Raw genomic sequence first — 16,521 nt, forward strand, 5'->3', positions numbered from 1 at the left:
TTATTGGGGATCTTCGAATAGCTCCTGCATCATCTTTTCCCTGTTGTTCAGAAATTGTTTCATGATGATGAAATGATCGGTTTCCTCCAGCGTCCGGGTGTCTATTCCTTCATGTGTCAGTTGGTACAGGATGGAGTCGGGATAGGCCATCAAAATCGGGGAATGCGTAGAAATGATAAACTGCGAGCCCTGCTGCACCAGCTCGTGGATACGAGCAAGCATGGCCATCTGGCGCAAGGGCGATAACGCAGCCTCTGGCTCATCCAGAATGTACAGCCCCTGTCCTCCAAACCGATGCAAAAATGCAGCAAAAAAAGACTCGCCATGCGACTGCTCATGCAACGATTTTCCCCCATAGGAGTCTCGGATGGGCCGGCCCCCTGCTTCCCGATCCAGCTCGTCGATATGAGTCGCCAGATTATAATAGCTTTCTGCACGGAAAAAGAAACCGTCTCGCGGCTTATCTATCCCTCTCACCAGCCGAATATGCTCATGCAGCGAGGAATGCGTCGCCTGTGTAGAAAAATTAAAATTTTTAGTGCCGCCCTCTGGATTAAATCCCCCCGCAACTGCGATTGCCTCCATAAGCGTTGATTTACCCACACCGTTTTCTCCAACAATATAGGTAACAGACGGGTGAAATTTCAGCTCATTCCATTGATGCATGGCTTTTAAATGAAATGGATATTGGCTCTCGTCAGCATCCTGCGGCCACATCAGCTCCAATCGACGTACAAAAAGATCACGATCCCATATACTCATGTCCGTTCAGCTCCATTACCAAGAAAATGACTAGGTTTTCTATCATTATATTGGAATTATTTACAGCTATCAATCTGATATCCCATTTCGTAACCCTTCTGTTGTTATTCATTTGTTTATTACAGGTATAATATATAGTAGCCTGTTCATTGGGCATGATATCTTAATGTATCATTCAGAATCTATTTCATTATTTTTCAGGCAGGTGAATCTATGAACTCCAATCACAAACCGATCCAATCCTTTAAAATCGTACAGTTCATGATGACCATCTATAGGCAGCGACTGACGCGTATTTTGTTACCGCTGGCTGTACTCGCTTTTATTATATGGGAAGCTGGACGGGAACTGAAAGGCTTCAATCTGGCGCGTATGCTTCATGAGCTGCGGCGAATGGATGCTACCTTTCTCATCGAAATCAGCTTGTTCTCACTGATAGCTGTGGCCGCTATGAGCGCATACGATTACGTGATCAGGCATCATTTCAAGCTACAGGTCAAACTCGGAGCGACATTCCGGTATGCTTGGATTTCGAACACCTTCAATAATGTCTTTGGCTTCGCCGGTTTTACAGGAGCGGGATTGCGTACGGTGCTGTATAAAAAAAGCGGCGTGCCGCTGGGTGTCATCACTTCTGCGGTTGTGTTCCTTTCGCCTGTGGTCATTACCGGGCTTTCTTTGCTGGCCTGGGGCGCGATTGCCCACCTATATCCGGCACAACCCGTGCTGGATGCTCATCCGTGGCTTCATTGGGCGTTATGGGGAATGGCGCTGTACCTGCCGCTGTTTCTGATTATGCAACGCTCCAAACGGTACGCCACTTGGTTCAACAAGGGAGAAGGCCAGCTTTCCTGGTCCACCATCTCCGCCTCCATTAGCGCTTCGCTGCTGGAATGGTTGCTGGCCGGCCTTACCTTTGCATGGATCGGCTCGCACTTGCTTCATGAGCTGCCGATGAATGCCGTGTTCGGCATTTATGTGATTGCCGCGATTGCCGGGCTGATCAGTCTAGCGCCCGGAGGAGTCGGCGCATTCGATATCATTGCCCTGCTCGGGCTGCAAATAGCGGGCGCCAACTCGGATCAGGCGTTGGCAGTGCTACTGGCCTTTCGCGTCTTTTATTACATTGTTCCGTGGCTGATCGGCCTGGTGCTGGCTGCACTGGAAATGATTCCGCGCAACGAACGCCTGAGCCAACTGGCAGAGACGGGTTGGGGAACCTCACTCAACGCTTGGCAAAAGGTATGGGGCTGGCCCGGTCAATTCCGGTTTCTGGCCGACCTGGGAGTATGGGCGCTTGGCAAGCTGGTACTTGTCTCCGGCGTGGTGCTTCTTCTGTCGGCGGCTACGCCTGGTCTGCTGTATCGGCTGCGTTTTGCCGAGCATTTGCTCAGTCTGCCCGTCATGCGCCTGTCGCACAAAATCTCCGTCGTCATCGGAATTATGCTCGTGGTGCTGTCTCATGGAATATCACTGCGCATTCGCAGAGCCTTGCGGCTGACGCTGGTACTGCTGCTTTCGGGGGCTATTTTCACCTTCACCAAAGGTCTGGATTTTGAAGAAGCCTTGTTCCTGCTGTTCGTGGCGTTAATGCTATGGATTTCGCGTTCACGGTTTTATCGGATCAGTGCGCCGCTGAATCGGCACAACATTTTAATATGGGGTGGATTATCTCTCCTTGTGACCGGGGCTTATTTTATGATTGGGGCAGGCTCCAATACTCCATTTATGCGCCAACTGCATGCCAAGGTTCATCTAGATTTTTTTATGAACCGTAGCGATTATGGGGTTACTGCCGTGTTCAGTTTGATTTTGGCATGGGTGTTCCTAACGGTGTATTTCTTCCTCAGACCGCAACGCGGAATCGGCAACCTCCCCGACGAGCAGGAGCTGGATAAGCTAAAAGAGTTTTTGGAACGGCAGGGCGGCAATCTCGTTTCTCATATGCTTTTTCTCGGTGATAAGTATCTGTATTGGACCAATAACGAACAAGTCGTTATTCCCTATGCCCGTAGCCGGGATAAGCTGATTGTATTGGGCGACCCGCTCGGTCCGAAAGAGCGGGTGAGTGAAGCGATTCAGGAATTTCAGCGATTCGCAGACCGATATGCGTTAACGGCTGTATTTTATCAGGCATCGCCGGAGTATTTGTCCATCTATCATGAGAACGGCTATCGGTTTTTCAAGCTGGGCGAGGAAGCGCTGATGCCACTGGAGTCCTTTACACTAACAGGTAAAAGCAATCAGGTGCTTCGCAGCGCCAAAAACCGCTTTGACCGCGAAGGGTACACGTTCGAAATGATTCAGCCGCCTTTGGATGGAGCATTAATTGAGGAGCTTCGTCACATTTCGAATATCTGGCTGGATGGTCGGAAGGAAAAGGGCTATTCGCTCGGCTGGTTCAAAAAGTCTTATCTTCAGTTGGCCCCGATTGCGCTGTTAAAGGACCCTGAAGGAAAGGTCATCGCCTTCGCGACGATGGCCCCTGCCTATGACCGTGGACAGACGGTCTCCATAGACCTGATGCGTCATCTGCCCGATACACCGAATGGCACGATGGACTACTTGTTCACACGAGTGATCGAGTGGGCCAAAGACAGCGGGTATACGACATTCAATCTGGGCATGGCTCCGCTGTCCCAAGTAGGACAAAGCGAAAAAGCGTTACGCGAGGAAAAGCTGGCCCGGCTCGCTTTTCAATACGGAGGGCATTTTTACGGCTTTCAAGGGCTTCGCCGCTTCAAGGATAAGTTCAAGCCACAATGGGAGCCGCGCTATCTGGCCTATCCGGCTTCTGTCTTTTTGCCTATTCTGACGCTGGAGCTGGTATATCTCGTTTCCAAGCGTTCGGATTAACACAAGCATGATTGCAACCTTACCCAGGCCATAACAAAAGGGTGTTCCCCCAACCACGACGGTTGCAGGAACACCCTTTTTATGTTAAAAATTTTCTTAGAAGCTACCTTTTACAACAACTTCGGACAGTGGGAAACGTCCTGATGGACGTGCCGGTACTTGTGCCTTACCTACAGTAATAAGCATTACTGGCAGGTAACGTGCAGGAACGTTGAATTGCTCGATCAGCTGTGCAGGAATAAAGCCGCCCATAGCGCAAGTGTCATAGCCCAGAGATTTAGCAGCCAGCATAATGTTTTGTGCCGCCAACGAAGAGTTCAGGATCGCTGCATCGCGAGCTACTTGTGGATTTTGATACGCACCGTTGATTTGGCCTACCAAGGCGTCGCGGATTTCTGCTGGCAATGAGCCTGCTTCTACCGCTTGATCATAAATCACAGTGTTGCGGTTCGCTTCCAGATCACCCAAAACGGCAATGGTCAGAGAGCTTTCCGCTACTTGACCCTGGTTGTAAGCGATAGGCAGCAACTTTTGCTTGTCAGCTTCGGTTTCAATCACGAGGAATTTCCAGTGTTGAAGGTTCCAGGCGGAAGGAGCTTCTATCGCAGCTGTCAAAATGGCTTCCAGATCTTCCTCTGGCAATTTAAAATCCTTAACATAACTTTTTACTGCATGTCTCTCACTAATGACAGACAAAGTTTCGTTCTTTTGGATACTCGACATTCTGGACACACTCCTAAGTTTCTCATCGTATATATATCTGATCTTGAATCTTTATTAACTTCCCAAACCACTGTAATTATAAAAAAGATAGTGAATGATGTCAATAAGTTTAAGTATGTATGACCCTGCACTCAAAATACAGTACAATACGGATAAGACACGGTGAGGTCATTTTGTTCTCATTTGAATCAAAAAAGGAGCGTTACTATGATTGGATCGTTTAAAAAAACGGATATTGCTTTGTTTGCTGCCTGGGTAGTAGCTTGTGTAGCTACATTAGGCAGTCTGTATCTCAGCGAGATTTTGGGGTATGAGCCTTGCAAGCTATGCTGGTTTCAGCGCATTTTAATGTATCCCCTGACCCTGTTGCTCGGAATTGCTTATTTTCGGGGGGATACGGGAATACGCCGTTATGTAATGCCGTTGGCTATCATTGGAGGTGCGATTTCGGCCTATCATTTTACTATTCAGCGTATCCATGCAGCCGCCAAGGCGGCTACGCAGGCTTCAACTTCTTGTGGAAGAGTATCCTGTGAGCAGGATTATCTGAACTGGTTTGATTTTATGACCATTCCTTTTCTCGCACTCATTGCTTTTATCCTTATTATTGCAGTCATGGGGTATATCATGCGTCAGGAGAAAAAATCGGCGCAAGGAGAGGTACAAGCAGAGAATCATGCATAAGTATGATAGAGACCCGAGATCGTTGGGCCAGTCACCACAATTGAGTGTATAATCCGCTTGCCGGAGGAAAGACTGTAACTAAATGTATCCATTACATATGTGATATAATGAAAAAAGTTTGCAGTCTGTCCAATAACGCTTACATTTCTTATAGAGGGGGCCCAATCCATGTTTCATATCAGCACTCCAATTCTGCAATATGGCGCAACCTTCGGCATGATCTTGATGGCTGTTTCGGCTATTTTTATCCGTATGAAGATGGGTCACCGCCCGGTTAACGCCAAAAAGATTATCATCCCTCCGCTCGGCATGAGCACCGGCTTTATGATGTTCATCGTGCCAGAGGTACGAGTTCCCTCGCTGTGGGCGATGGGCGCTTTTCTGGTCGGCTGGTTTATTTTCTCGTATCCGCTGATCCGCAGCACCAAGTTTGAGATGCAAGAAGGGCAAGTCTTTGTACAACGCTCACGCACCTTCTTTTTTATCCTGACCAGTCTGCTGATCGTTCGCCTGCTGCTGCATGAGTTTATCCAGCGCTACATTACCATTCCACAGACGGCGGGGCTATTTTTCATCCTGGCCTTCGGAACCTTACTACACTGGCGGCTTCGTATGTATTTTCAATATCGCCAATTTGTTCCGGACGAGAAGGAAGTCCGTATCTGACAAACGGATGCTTACATGTATCATGGCATATTGTTGTATAAACCAAAGACACGTTCTCCCCGCGGGGGGCCGTGTCTTTTGGGTTTATATGGCATCGCAACTCGTTTAATCTATACGCTACCTGGTTAAATGTCTGCTTTTTATTGCTGGGTCAAAATGATCGGTCCGTCCGCTGTAATCGCCAGCGTATGCTCGTATTGCGCCGACAAACCGCCGTCCAGTGTACGCGCCGTCCATCCGTCTGCATCCACTTTGCTGCGGTAGGTGCCCGTGTTCAACATCGGCTCAATCGTAATGACCATGCCTTCCTTCAAGCGAGGTCCGCGATGCGGTGGTCCATAATGCGGCACCTGCGGTTGCTCATGCATATCTTCTCCGATACCGTGACCGATGAATTCGCGTACAACCGAGAAGCCTTCCGCTTCCGCATAAGTTTGAATCGCATGGGAAATATCTCCGATCCGGTTACCGATCACAGCCTGCTCAATCCCTCTGTACAGGGATTCCTTGGTAACGTCCAGCAGCTTTTGCGCCTGCTCGGACACATTACCCACTGCATACGACCAGGCGGAATCCGCTAGCCAGCCGTTCAGGTTTACGACCATGTCAATCGTCACAATGTCCCCATCCTTCAACGGTGTCTTGTTCGGGAAACCGTGGCAAATGACATCGTTAGGTGAGCCGCAAGTCGCAAACTGGTAGCCGTTGTAGCCCTTTTGTTCCGGCGTTGCACCATGCTTTTTCATAAACGATTCCGCGAAGGCGTCAATTTCCAGCGTTGTAATTCCCGGCTTGATCATTTTGGCAATTTCCCGGTGGCAAGCAGCCAAAATGTCGCCAGCTTTCTTCATATTTTCAATTTGTTCTTTGGTTTTAATAATAATCATTAAACGGTCTCCTTCTTTTCCGTGTTCGTTCCACTTTCACTGCTTCTTTTTCCGCCTCTATTGTAACCCTAAAAGCATTGAAATGGAACCGATGTCCATGGACACCGTTTACAAGTATCTTTTACGGGAGGATATAATACTTCATAACTTGTATACAAGTATGCCCGAAAGAGGCAACCGAAATTACCATCCTCTCCTTGGTCGCCTTCGTTTTGATTATGCTGCTGAGTGTGTTAATTTAACGATAATCAGCTAATAACGGTAAGTGAAGGGGAGAGTGAATATGACAGACACCCGATATATGATCGGCGTTGATATCGGTACGACCAGTACCAAGGCGGTTCTTTTCGAAGAAAACGGCAATATTGCTGCTCAGTATCATGTAGGCTATCCGCTGCACACACCTGAGCCGGATGCGGCGGAACAGGATCCGGAGGATATTTTCAAAGCCGTCGTGACCACGGTGCAGGAGGTCATGAAACAAAGCGGAGTAGCAGCCGAGCATGTGCTATTCGTTTCCTTCAGTTCGGCCATGCACAGCGTCCTGGCGGTGGACAAGAACGGCAAGCCGCTGACCGTCTCCATCACGTGGGCGGATAACCGCAGCGCCAAGTGGGCTGAGGCGCTCAAGCATGAATACAACGGACATGACATTTACTTACGCACCGGGACACCCGTTCATCCCATGTCGCCGCTGACGAAGCTGATGTGGATTACACGGGATTTACCAGATATTGCAGCACAGACGTACAAATATATTTCTATCAAGGAATACGTATTGGCTCGGTTGTTCCATCAATATGTCGTGGATCATTCGATTGCATCCGCTACCGGCCTCATGAATTTGGAGCAGTTGGACTGGGACGAAGAAGCGCTGCGTATTGCTGGTGTCACGAAGGATCAGTTATCTGAACTGGTGCCGACAACTCACGTCCTGAAGGGACTGGATGCGACCTATGCACATGACATGGGCTTGCTGGAGACGACTCCTTTTGTCATCGGAGCCAGTGACGGTGTCTTGTCCAACCTTGGTGTGAATGCCATCAAACCGGGGGTTGTCGCTGTTACGATCGGTACCAGCGGAGCCATCCGCACCGTGGTCGATAAGCCGTTGACCGATGCCAAGGGGCGCTTTTTCTGCTACGCATTGACCGAAAAGCTGTGGGTGATCGGCGGCCCGGTGAACAATGGCGGTATTGTTTTCCGCTGGATTCGCGATGAATTTGCAGCCTCCGAGGTGGAAACCGCCAAACGATTGGGGCTTGATCCGTACCATGTGCTGACCCAAATCGCGGAACAGGTACGCCCCGGCTCGGACGGCCTGCTCTTTCTCCCGTATCTGTCCGGGGAACGTGCGCCCCTGTGGGACCCGAATGCCCGCGGCTCCTTCTTCGGCTTATCCCTGCGACACAAAAAAGAGCATATGATCCGCGCCGCTCTGGAGGGTGTGCTGTTCAACTTGTACACGGTTATGCTGGCCATGGAAGAGGTCATCGACAGACCTTCGGTCATTCACGCCACTGGCGGATTCGCACGCTCGGAGCTGTGGCGACAGCTTATGGCGGATATTTTCGATCAGGAGGTCATTATCCCGGAAAGTCTGGAAAGCTCCTGTCTTGGCGCAGCTATTTTGGGCTTGCACGCACTGGAACGGATTGATTCGCTGGACGCTGTATCCGGTATGATCGGCACCACTCACCAGCATAAGCCCGTGGCGGAGCATGTGGATATTTACCGTGATTTACTACCGATCTATATCCGCATTTCGCGTAAATTTGAAGAGGAATTCAAGGATATTGCCGAGTTTCAGGCCAAATCCTTAAAGCCTTAAATTAGTGTAACCCGTTCCAACACCGCTGCGTATTATCGTTTCAAAAGAGCCTGTCTATGTCAGAAAACGATCTAAAAATCAGTCGGACAGGAGATAAGAAGGAAGACAGTGGCTCCTTCAAGCCCTATAAAGCGAAGACCCTTCTCTTCAAGGGCCTTCGCTTTATTGTTGTGCGCCCGACGTTATGCAGGGCAACATCTGTGCATTTTACAGAAAATCGTCTATCAACAGAATTACAGAAACAGGGTTTTGGAGATGATTACCAGCAAAATAAACAGAACCAGAATCGCTCCTACAGAGGTAAAGGCTCCGCCGCACCCCATACCGCCCATTCCACACATATGACTCATCTACAACACTCCTTTCGCTCATTTACAAGATTATTGTATGTAGACCCGGTCAAATGCGTAAGGGGGGCACTCACCCATTTTTGCGGCGAATGCCTGTTTTATTTATGGACTATCTCTATAGACTAGCTCTCCGGCTGAGGCTCGTAACTGCTATACAGCATAAAAAGCATCTAATACCCGACATCGTACAAATCGCTGTAGATATGTAGCCCCGTTCATGCACATGCAGAACCCGCTCCATCAGCTCCAAAGTGTAGACAATACATTCCTGTTGGCCTCACGCTGCAATAGTTGAACACCCTTCGCCGCCGCCAGTTGCCCCTACGATGATAGCTGAATTAACCAGTAAAATAGGCTGAGAATTTGCTCTATATCCATTCACTTCGGCCCGCTCGCTGTTATACCTATGCCTCTCTACGTCTGCGTGGTGCCAAACCGAGCCAGGACAGCAGCGAACCGCGAGATTTGCGTTGTCTGCCCTGATAGGTGCGTAAATTGGTGATTAACTGCCGATCCCGTTCCTCTTCCACCCGCTCTTTCATCCAGCGCTTTTGGTCCTCCAGTTGATTGGAAAGGCTGATGTTCTTCTCCACCAAACGGCTATGCTCCACTTCCAGCTCTTCCAAACGACTACGCATCTCTAGTAGAGCGCTCTGCACCATAATCTGCATCTCCGTCAGTGCTTGGGGCCCTATGGGCTCCTGCGTTTGTATCTGCATTGGTGTTTGTTCCAGTTCTTCTTTTTCCCTCTTCCTTGTTTGCTCCAGCCTGTGCTCAATCGTTAGCGCCAAGGTATGCGTCTGTTGCTCCTGCGGTTGTAGCTGCATCGGGCCTTCTGACTGTTCCTGTGCGCTAACTTCATCCTCTAATCCTGCCGATTCAAGAATAGCGGCGGCTTGCGCCTGTATCACAGACTCATCTCTGCCCTCTGCCGAAGCCAATATTTCCTCCCAGGTTGCAGCCAGCGACTCACCATCCGATACGGATGGCAAGCGGACGCCTGCATCCTCGATTTGGAAGGGTGCGGTTACCCTCTCAAGTACCATCTGAACCGCCTGCTCCATCGTCAAATGTTCCTCACGCAACGCTCCTCGCATCACCTTTAAGCACTCTACATCCTCTGGACTGAACATTCTCGATTGATTAGCGGAACGCGGGAACACATAGCCCTGCTCCTCCAGCGCTGCCGCATATTTACGAAGGGTACTGGCCCCGATTCCCAACTGCTTCGCTGCTTCCATCGTCGATCTGCTTTCTTCCATTGATCATTACCCCCCCGGATGGTATGGTAAGAAATAAGTTTGTATATGTACAATTCGCGGAATCAAATGGAAATCCTTTGACAAAAATGTTCTAATATTGCGGACTGCTAGGAACCTTTGTCATAAGCGAATATTTTATAAAACTGCAAGAAGCGACTTCAAATCAACAATATATAGATGGATACACCAGCAGCATTTAAAATATGACAAAGTACGTGGTACCTCGCCTATTTCCCATTCAATAGGCTGTCTTTCTTAGAAACATCACATAAATATAACACTCCCCATTATTATATGGCATATTTCCTATCATAAATGCATCACTAAGTACAATCAATACAGATGCCACCTCAAAAAGAGGCTACTCACTCCCTGCAATCCACACCTGCAAAAACACTGCGTATTCCACGTATTCTCTATATTTCAGCCTATACATGTGCCTCTGGTGATCGTTATTTTTATTTTTTTCGGAATAAAGGCAAAACGATGGATATTTCCAAAATCTCGGCAATATGTTATGTTATGTAACGTGAAATGGGTTTCAGGCATAATTTGTAGCATATTAACGTTCGTTGGAACGAGGAGGAAACATAAATGAAGGGAAAGGCAAGGAAAGTAGCTATTGTCGGCGCGGGAATGGTCGGTTCGAGCTGTGCCTACTCAATGGTCAATCAGTCCATTTGTGACGAAATTATGATGATTGGCCGCACATATGACCGGGCTTTGGCCCATGCGCTGGATCTGTCCCATTGCATGGATTTTACGTCCACACGTACCAAGGTACTCGTAGGAACGTATGCAGATTGCACGGATATGGATGTTATCATGATCACGGCTGGGGCTAACCCCAAACCAGGTCAAGATCGTCTGTCCGTACTGGATGATGCGGTGATCATTACGCGCGAAATTGTAACGGCGATTATGGAGAGCGGCTTTGACGGCATTTTCGTCATTGCGGCTAATCCTGTCGATATTGTGACCTATCTTGTACAGAGCATATCTGGACTACCACGCAACAAGGTGATCGGCACAGGCACCTCCATTGACTCGTCCCGGCTCAAGACGCTGCTTTCCGAGGTGTTTTCCGTAGATCCGCGCAGCGTACAGGGATATGCTCTGGGCGAGCACGGCGATTCCCAATTCGTCGCATGGTCGCACGTGACCATTGGCGGCAAGCCAATCCTGCACATCCTGCGTCAGCATAAAGAGCGGTTCAGCCACGTCGATCTGGATGACATCGCCCGCAAAACAAAGGATGCAGGCTGGGAGATTTTTACCCGCAAAGGCGCTACTTATTTTGGTATTGCCAATGCGCTGGCGTATATTACCCGTTCTATTTTGAATGATGACGGTAAAATTATAGCGGTTTCTGCCGTATTGGACGGCGAGTACGGACATACCGATGTCTGCATAGGCGTTCCGGCGATCATCGGCAGCAAAGGAATTCAGGAGGTCATCGAGTTGGAGCTAAGCCCAGAAGAACAAGCCAAGTTCGACGCCTCCTGCCGCCTCATCAGCGATAATATCCGTGCCATACAGGACCTGGCGTAAAAATGTGTCACTCGCCGGATTGAGTTATATTATCGTATTTTATCCATCCATCATGTATTTAAATTAAAGTTACCTGATTTACTACATTATTCATTTTACGCCGACTCTGCCGCTTTGCCAGTTTACCGCTTAATATCTTCTGACTCCGTAAGTGTGATAGAAACCTTTTTAGTTATGCCCTGTGCTGGTCTGCCTACTTTACGTTTGTTTTCGCTCATACTACTACCTCCGATCAATTTAAGTTACCTTAATTGTCAAGGTATTTGAGTAACTTAAATTAAATAGGCAAAACAATCCCCGCCGACCAGTTAAGGTTAGCGGGGATTGTTGTTGTTACTCGACTATTTATTTTTTCTGAACATGAATATACCAATAAGTGCAACAATTATTATAGCGGGAATCCGCCATAAATGCGGTAAAAATTTAGTTAACCATAGGGCAGCAAATATTGTAGCTATCGCTAAATATCCTAAGCGTTCAGTAGGTTCAAATTTTTCCCTATTTAAGAATACATTCAAATAACCTATCGGTGGGGTTACGATGATCATCAAAATTATGACCATGGGTCTTAAATACCACTTTCTTTTCATTCTCCCTCCGTTTGTAATAACAGTTATTAAAGGAATATAGCGCCGATGGCTCTAGCGATAATATCAGCTAACCATCCCGCTACACCAATATACTGCATAGCCTGTGATAGCGCATCTTCAATACTACCACTGAAATTGGTGACCACATCTAAAGCTTTTACAATCGCATCGACTTTGACAATATTAACAAGATTCTTTTTAACACGTTCACTTACGGGCAGCCATTCAATCGTCGTTTTTATAACACTATTAATCTGGGTTGCTTTTGATTTAAGGACTGCTTTTATTCCTTGGATTGTCCACTTAACCTTACCCTGAGGTGTTACGTCTCCATTTAGACTTGGACAGCACCATTAATTACTGGTGGTACAACCCCTCCTGGTTGATTGACAGATTCACTATATGTAGAAGAACTCACAGATGTACTTGCAGCAGAAGCGGAAAATGGAGACATAACAGAAAATAGAAGGGCCGCTGTTGCAGAACTTAACATAATTTTTTTCGTTAATGGATTCATCCTCATTTAAATCTCTCCTTTTTTTGTATTTCCGTCTATTAATATATAACTAATCGCATGTCGAAGGCAGGGGAATAAAAGCGCATCGATATAAACAGTAAAAAAGAACCAGTCTACAATCCTTATAAATTGCATTATATCAACAGTTAGGTAGAAAATTTTAATTAATTCACCAACTCAATTCGTTACTTTATACGTAATGGAATGTTATTTTTATGTCGAAATACGAAGAATAAAAGACTCTGCCAGTTGCTAACCAGTAGAGTCCCTCATCCTTATTTCACAACAAACCTTACCTGTATTGTCAACAGTAAATCAAACAGCTCCAGATGACGAAGGCTCTGAAAATTCATCTGATACACAAACTCTGTCTTCATGACTTTGAACGTAGCTTCTGCCACAGCGTTATCGTAGGAGCAGCCTTTCATACTGAGGGAACGTCCAATGTGAAAGGTTTCCAGCCGTTCATCCATGTTTTGATTTTTAAACTCACTCCCACGATCCGTGTGAAACCACTGGATGTCGCGTAAATCACCCTCCACCGTCGCAAAAGCGCGGGCAACCAGAGCAGCGTCCTTCCGAGGACCTGCACTATGACCAATGATCTCTCGATTAAACAGGTCCACCAGCACGCAAATATAGTGCCACCGCGTAGGTTGAAACGAGTCCATGTTATTTCATGATTCGACCGATCCGCCGTCTGGAGACGACGAATCCGCGCTCATGGAGCTTGACTTTGATCTTGCGCGTGCCATAGGCTTTTCGGCTCTTGTGGAAGATATCCACAACCGCTTCAGTTACATTGTCTTCGGTTGCCTGTTCTTTGGCTTCGTAGTAAAACGTACTTCTTGCGATTTGCAGGACGTCGCACATGGCTGATACTGAGTATTTATCACGATTGCTCTGGATGTTTGATCCAGCGATCCAGAGCTGAGGCTGTGAGGCCATATTCCTCCACAAGAGCTGCTCTGGTTTTGCCGTTCTCGTATAACTGAACCATTTGTTTTTTGAACTCTGTTGTAAAGGTACGTCGTTGACTTGGCATAGTAGATCCGCTCCTAATTCTAATGTTTTCATTACTACTAGCCCTTATTTTTTCTGTCCAACTAAGTGTAACCGATCCATTATTGTATTGGGTTAAGGGGCGTACTTTCCAAGTCTTCTAGGGGGCTAAATAGCAAGCAAGTATCCTAAAAACAGCGGGGATTAAGGGCTGAACAGCCCTCCTCAAAGGAGGTTAATTACAATGAGTACAAAAGACGCTTATCGCTACTGGGCATTGCTCGATCACTCTGAGGATGGTATATCTGTTCGTTTTCTAGATCTCCCTGGCTGCCTTACTTTTGGCGATAACGCCGAAGAAGCGCATGCTGCAGCTCGTGAAGCGCTGGAGGGTTTTATGTATGTAATAGAACAAGACAACGACCCGATTCCCGATCCTTCCCCGCTTGATGTTATTTTGGTACAACGGGAAGCAACAGAGGCTGCGTGTGACGTTCGGGTCTACATGCCTGTAATTCGGGAAGCCATGGAAAGTAAGGCCGTTAAAAAGACACTGACTGTCCGGAAGTGGCTTAATGATCAAGCTGAACTGCAACACCTTAATTTCTCTCAGGTGCTACAGGAAGGTTTGAAACGCAGTCTCGGAATTGATCCTTTAGAAAAGAGGTAACACAAGGTAATCATAATGGGGAGCTGTTCATGAATAGTCATGATGAATTTGAAAGCCTGCTTAAATCCATTGTAGATCTGCACCGTAAGCATGGGATAATGACCATAGACCTGTCCCACGACAGCGGGATAAGCGTGTTGAGAGGATATTTAGCAGACGCGCATAGCTTAGGATTGCATCAAGGGGCTGGCATTGCTAAAGATGCATACCGGAAATGAGAGATCGACAAAGAAACTCCAGACACTGATCGGTCTGGAGTTTCTTTGGTTTGTTCAGCTATTATTTCGCGTCCGAAGACAATGAACCGGCTACGCCCCATACTTCCACATTAACTTTGTTTGAACTGCCGCGGAACTGAATTGTATATCGCCCGGAACGCATAGTACCACCACTTCTCCAAACAGTTTCACTGTTTTTGCTGATTGTCTTGCCGTCAACATACACTTTACCAGAATCATTGTGTTCTACAGTAAAATCAACCGGGGCATTTGCATAGTTTCTAATGCGCAATTTAACATACCCGAAACCCTTTGGAACCTCAAAGGTGCCTGGTGCAGTTGCACTTCCTCCTACAGTAAAATTAAAAGTATTTCCCACGCTCTGCGGAGTTATGACAGGGTCACCAGTAGCTGTTGTACCCGCCTCTTGGGTCGCAGTAGTGGATGTATTTGCAGAATCAGTTACAACATCTGAATCCGCAAAGATTGCACCCGGCACGGCAACAGCCCCTGCTAGTAAACCTAAAGATAAGGCAGATGCAATTAAATGTTTTTTGTTCATATATATTCCTCCTTATATTAAACTATCATGTAATTATACCAAAATATTTAACTTTTTATATATTTTATACAAAAAAGTCATTATATTACAATCAGCGCTATAAAACAAGCTCTGCCGACCAATTAAGGTTAGCAGAGCTTGTTTTATTTCTCACGTTTTGATGCAAAATTGATTATTTCTCCAATTACAGTTCCGGTCAGAAAAATATAAAACATCATGGCATTCGGCTTATATCCCATTGCGTAACATACTCCTATGCCTAAAGCATAACCAAGCGAAATGCATATATAACGTTTTAAAAATTTTTTCATGGCGTAACAAGCAACAGGTTCAGCATAGACTCCTTGTTCAGTAAATAGCCGCCAATAAAAATACAATTAATCCTCTCGCGATTCCTTTTATCATATGACACCTCCATTAGTAATAAGCTCTTTCATACTATATTGATTTATATGTCAAAGTATCGCGTAAGTTGTCGCAATGAAAAATACGGCTATAGCAGTTATATCTCTTTGTATTCTTATTGTTTCGAATAATCAAACCCTATAATTAAACTTATATTTAAATATATAGATATTAATGTTTAGACAGATCTACGCTACACGTCTATTATATTTCATAAATACATTTTACTTGGAGGAACACAATGCGTATCAAATTCTTAAAAATATTTAGTGTTTTGGCTTCAATCCTGATTATTGCGACTTCTTTTTTTTCATTCACCGCAACTACAAATGCTGCAACGAATGCTGTTACTTGGGGAAGTGGAACTACCATAACTACCAAAGCTTATGCAGAGAGTTTTGATAAGGTAAATATTGGAAAAAAACAAGGAAAATGGTATTTTGAGGTTAAAACAAATAATATACGTTCATCTGTAGGAATAGTAGGTGAGGACGATGAATTTCAGGTTTATCACTTAGCAACTGGACGTATTATCCAAGGGATTCCACCGGTTTCATATAAAATTAATGCATACGGTCCTGAATTCAATCCATCCGACGTAATTGGAGTTGCTTTGGATTTAGATAATGACAGAATTGAATGGTATAAAAACGGAGTTGCTTTGGGGAGCAACTTCTTCAAGCCTTCTGAACTTAATGGTACCCAAGTTTATCCTTATGTTATAAATGAAGCCAATGAAGAAATAACATATGAAGCTAATTTTGGAGCAAGTGATTTTAAATATCCTATTCCTGAAGGATTTTTACCTTATCAAGATCCGGGTACATCTACAACACCTGGGTCATCTACAACACCTGGGTCATCTACAACGCCTGGGTCATCTACAACACCTGGGTCATCTACAACACCTGGGTCATCTACAACACCTGGGTCATCTACAACACCTGGGTCATCTACAACACCTGGGTCATCTACAACACCTGGG

18 protein-coding genes and 1 pseudogene are annotated in these 16,521 nt (G+C 46.4%); 8 read left to right on the top strand and 11 right to left on the bottom strand.

From position 1 onward, the window contains the following. Complete coding sequence (locus ACWGOO_RS14245; RefSeq protein ID WP_452484388.1) at positions 1-762, bottom strand: AAA family ATPase; 762 nt, start codon at positions 760-762, stop codon at positions 1-3. A gap of 213 nt (positions 763-975) precedes the next feature. Between ACWGOO_RS14245 and mprF the strand changes: the two genes are divergently transcribed. After that, positions 976-3,618, top strand: a complete 2,643-nt coding sequence (gene mprF / locus ACWGOO_RS14250; protein ID WP_452484390.1) for a bifunctional lysylphosphatidylglycerol flippase/synthetase MprF — start codon at positions 976-978, stop codon at positions 3,616-3,618. A gap of 96 nt (positions 3,619-3,714) precedes the next feature. On the opposite strand, the gene ACWGOO_RS14255 is transcribed toward mprF, so the two are convergent. Next, positions 3,715-4,341 carry a nitroreductase family protein gene (locus tag ACWGOO_RS14255; protein ID WP_452484392.1) on the bottom strand — a complete coding sequence of 209 codons (627 nt, stop codon included), beginning with the start codon at positions 4,339-4,341 and terminating at the stop codon, positions 3,715-3,717. A 207-nt stretch (positions 4,342-4,548) separates the two neighbouring features. On the opposite strand from ACWGOO_RS14255, the gene ACWGOO_RS14260 reads away from it, so the two are divergent. Then, complete coding sequence (locus ACWGOO_RS14260; protein ID WP_452484394.1) at positions 4,549-5,025, top strand: disulfide oxidoreductase; 477 nt, start codon at positions 4,549-4,551, stop codon at positions 5,023-5,025. Between the two features lie 168 nt (positions 5,026-5,193). After that, a complete protein-coding gene (locus ACWGOO_RS14265; RefSeq protein WP_452484396.1) occupies positions 5,194-5,691 on the top strand; it encodes a CcdC family protein in 498 nt (165 codons plus the stop codon). 140 nt (positions 5,692-5,831) lie between these two features. On the opposite strand, the gene map is transcribed toward ACWGOO_RS14265, so the two are convergent. After that, positions 5,832-6,578 (bottom strand): type I methionyl aminopeptidase, encoded by a 747-nt coding sequence (gene map, locus ACWGOO_RS14270; protein ID WP_452484398.1) that lies wholly within the window; start codon positions 6,576-6,578, stop codon positions 5,832-5,834. A 283-nt stretch (positions 6,579-6,861) separates the two neighbouring features. Here map and gntK point away from each other — a divergent pair, with 283 nt between their 5' ends. Continuing rightward, positions 6,862-8,409 carry a gluconokinase gene (gntK, locus tag ACWGOO_RS14275; protein ID WP_452484400.1) on the top strand — a complete coding sequence of 516 codons (1,548 nt, stop codon included), beginning with the start codon at positions 6,862-6,864 and terminating at the stop codon, positions 8,407-8,409. A 233-nt stretch (positions 8,410-8,642) separates the two neighbouring features. Here gntK and ACWGOO_RS14280 read toward each other — a convergent pair whose 3' ends face one another. Next, entirely contained in the window at positions 8,643-8,759 is a 117-nt protein-coding gene (locus tag ACWGOO_RS14280) for a YjcZ family sporulation protein (RefSeq protein WP_452484402.1), read from the bottom strand. Positions 8,760-9,163: 404 nt separating this feature from the next. After that, positions 9,164-10,021, bottom strand: a complete 858-nt coding sequence (locus ACWGOO_RS14285; RefSeq protein WP_452484404.1) for a MerR family transcriptional regulator — start codon at positions 10,019-10,021, stop codon at positions 9,164-9,166. Positions 10,022-10,615: 594 nt separating this feature from the next. On the opposite strand from ACWGOO_RS14285, the gene ACWGOO_RS14290 reads away from it, so the two are divergent. After that, positions 10,616-11,572, top strand: coding sequence for an L-lactate dehydrogenase (locus ACWGOO_RS14290; protein WP_452484406.1), 957 nt, complete (start codon positions 10,616-10,618; stop codon positions 11,570-11,572). 341 nt (positions 11,573-11,913) lie between these two features. On the opposite strand, the gene ACWGOO_RS14295 is transcribed toward ACWGOO_RS14290, so the two are convergent. The 4 genes and pseudogenes from ACWGOO_RS14295 to ACWGOO_RS14310 form a co-directional block, all read right to left on the bottom strand. After that, positions 11,914-12,120, bottom strand: a complete 207-nt coding sequence (locus ACWGOO_RS14295; protein WP_452484408.1) for a hypothetical protein — start codon at positions 12,118-12,120, stop codon at positions 11,914-11,916. A 376-nt stretch (positions 12,121-12,496) separates the two neighbouring features. Further along, positions 12,497-12,679 carry a hypothetical protein gene (locus ACWGOO_RS14300; protein WP_452484410.1) on the bottom strand — a complete coding sequence of 61 codons (183 nt, stop codon included), beginning with the start codon at positions 12,677-12,679 and terminating at the stop codon, positions 12,497-12,499. Between the two features lie 323 nt (positions 12,680-13,002). Then, a pseudogene (locus ACWGOO_RS14305) lies at positions 13,003-13,570 on the bottom strand (IS3 family transposase); the annotation flags it as partial. 1 nt (position 13,571) lies between these two features. After that, complete coding sequence (locus ACWGOO_RS14310; protein ID WP_452484412.1) at positions 13,572-13,724, bottom strand: transposase; 153 nt, start codon at positions 13,722-13,724, stop codon at positions 13,572-13,574. 201 nt (positions 13,725-13,925) lie between these two features. On the opposite strand from ACWGOO_RS14310, the gene ACWGOO_RS14315 reads away from it, so the two are divergent. Both ACWGOO_RS14315 and ACWGOO_RS14320 read left to right on the top strand, forming a co-directional pair. After that, positions 13,926-14,351 carry a type II toxin-antitoxin system HicB family antitoxin gene (locus tag ACWGOO_RS14315; protein ID WP_452484414.1) on the top strand — a complete coding sequence of 142 codons (426 nt, stop codon included), beginning with the start codon at positions 13,926-13,928 and terminating at the stop codon, positions 14,349-14,351. Between the two features lie 29 nt (positions 14,352-14,380). Continuing rightward, on the top strand, positions 14,381-14,569 hold the full coding sequence (locus ACWGOO_RS14320) for a hypothetical protein (RefSeq protein ID WP_452484416.1): 189 nt from the start codon (positions 14,381-14,383) through the stop codon (positions 14,567-14,569). A 61-nt stretch (positions 14,570-14,630) separates the two neighbouring features. Here the strand turns inward: ACWGOO_RS14320 and ACWGOO_RS14325 are convergent, their stop codons facing one another. Both ACWGOO_RS14325 and ACWGOO_RS14330 read right to left on the bottom strand, forming a co-directional pair. Beyond that, on the bottom strand, positions 14,631-15,131 hold the full coding sequence (locus tag ACWGOO_RS14325) for a hypothetical protein (protein WP_452484418.1): 501 nt from the start codon (positions 15,129-15,131) through the stop codon (positions 14,631-14,633). Positions 15,132-15,274: 143 nt separating this feature from the next. Next, positions 15,275-15,508 carry a hypothetical protein gene (locus tag ACWGOO_RS14330; RefSeq protein ID WP_452484419.1) on the bottom strand — a complete coding sequence of 78 codons (234 nt, stop codon included), beginning with the start codon at positions 15,506-15,508 and terminating at the stop codon, positions 15,275-15,277. Between the two features lie 269 nt (positions 15,509-15,777). Here ACWGOO_RS14330 and ACWGOO_RS14335 point away from each other — a divergent pair. Continuing rightward, a partial coding sequence (locus ACWGOO_RS14335) for an SPRY domain-containing protein (protein ID WP_452484421.1) occupies positions 15,778-16,521 on the top strand: 744 nt, incomplete at its 3' end.

The sequence above is a fragment of the Paenibacillus sp. NPDC055715 genome, from assembly GCF_053617595.1.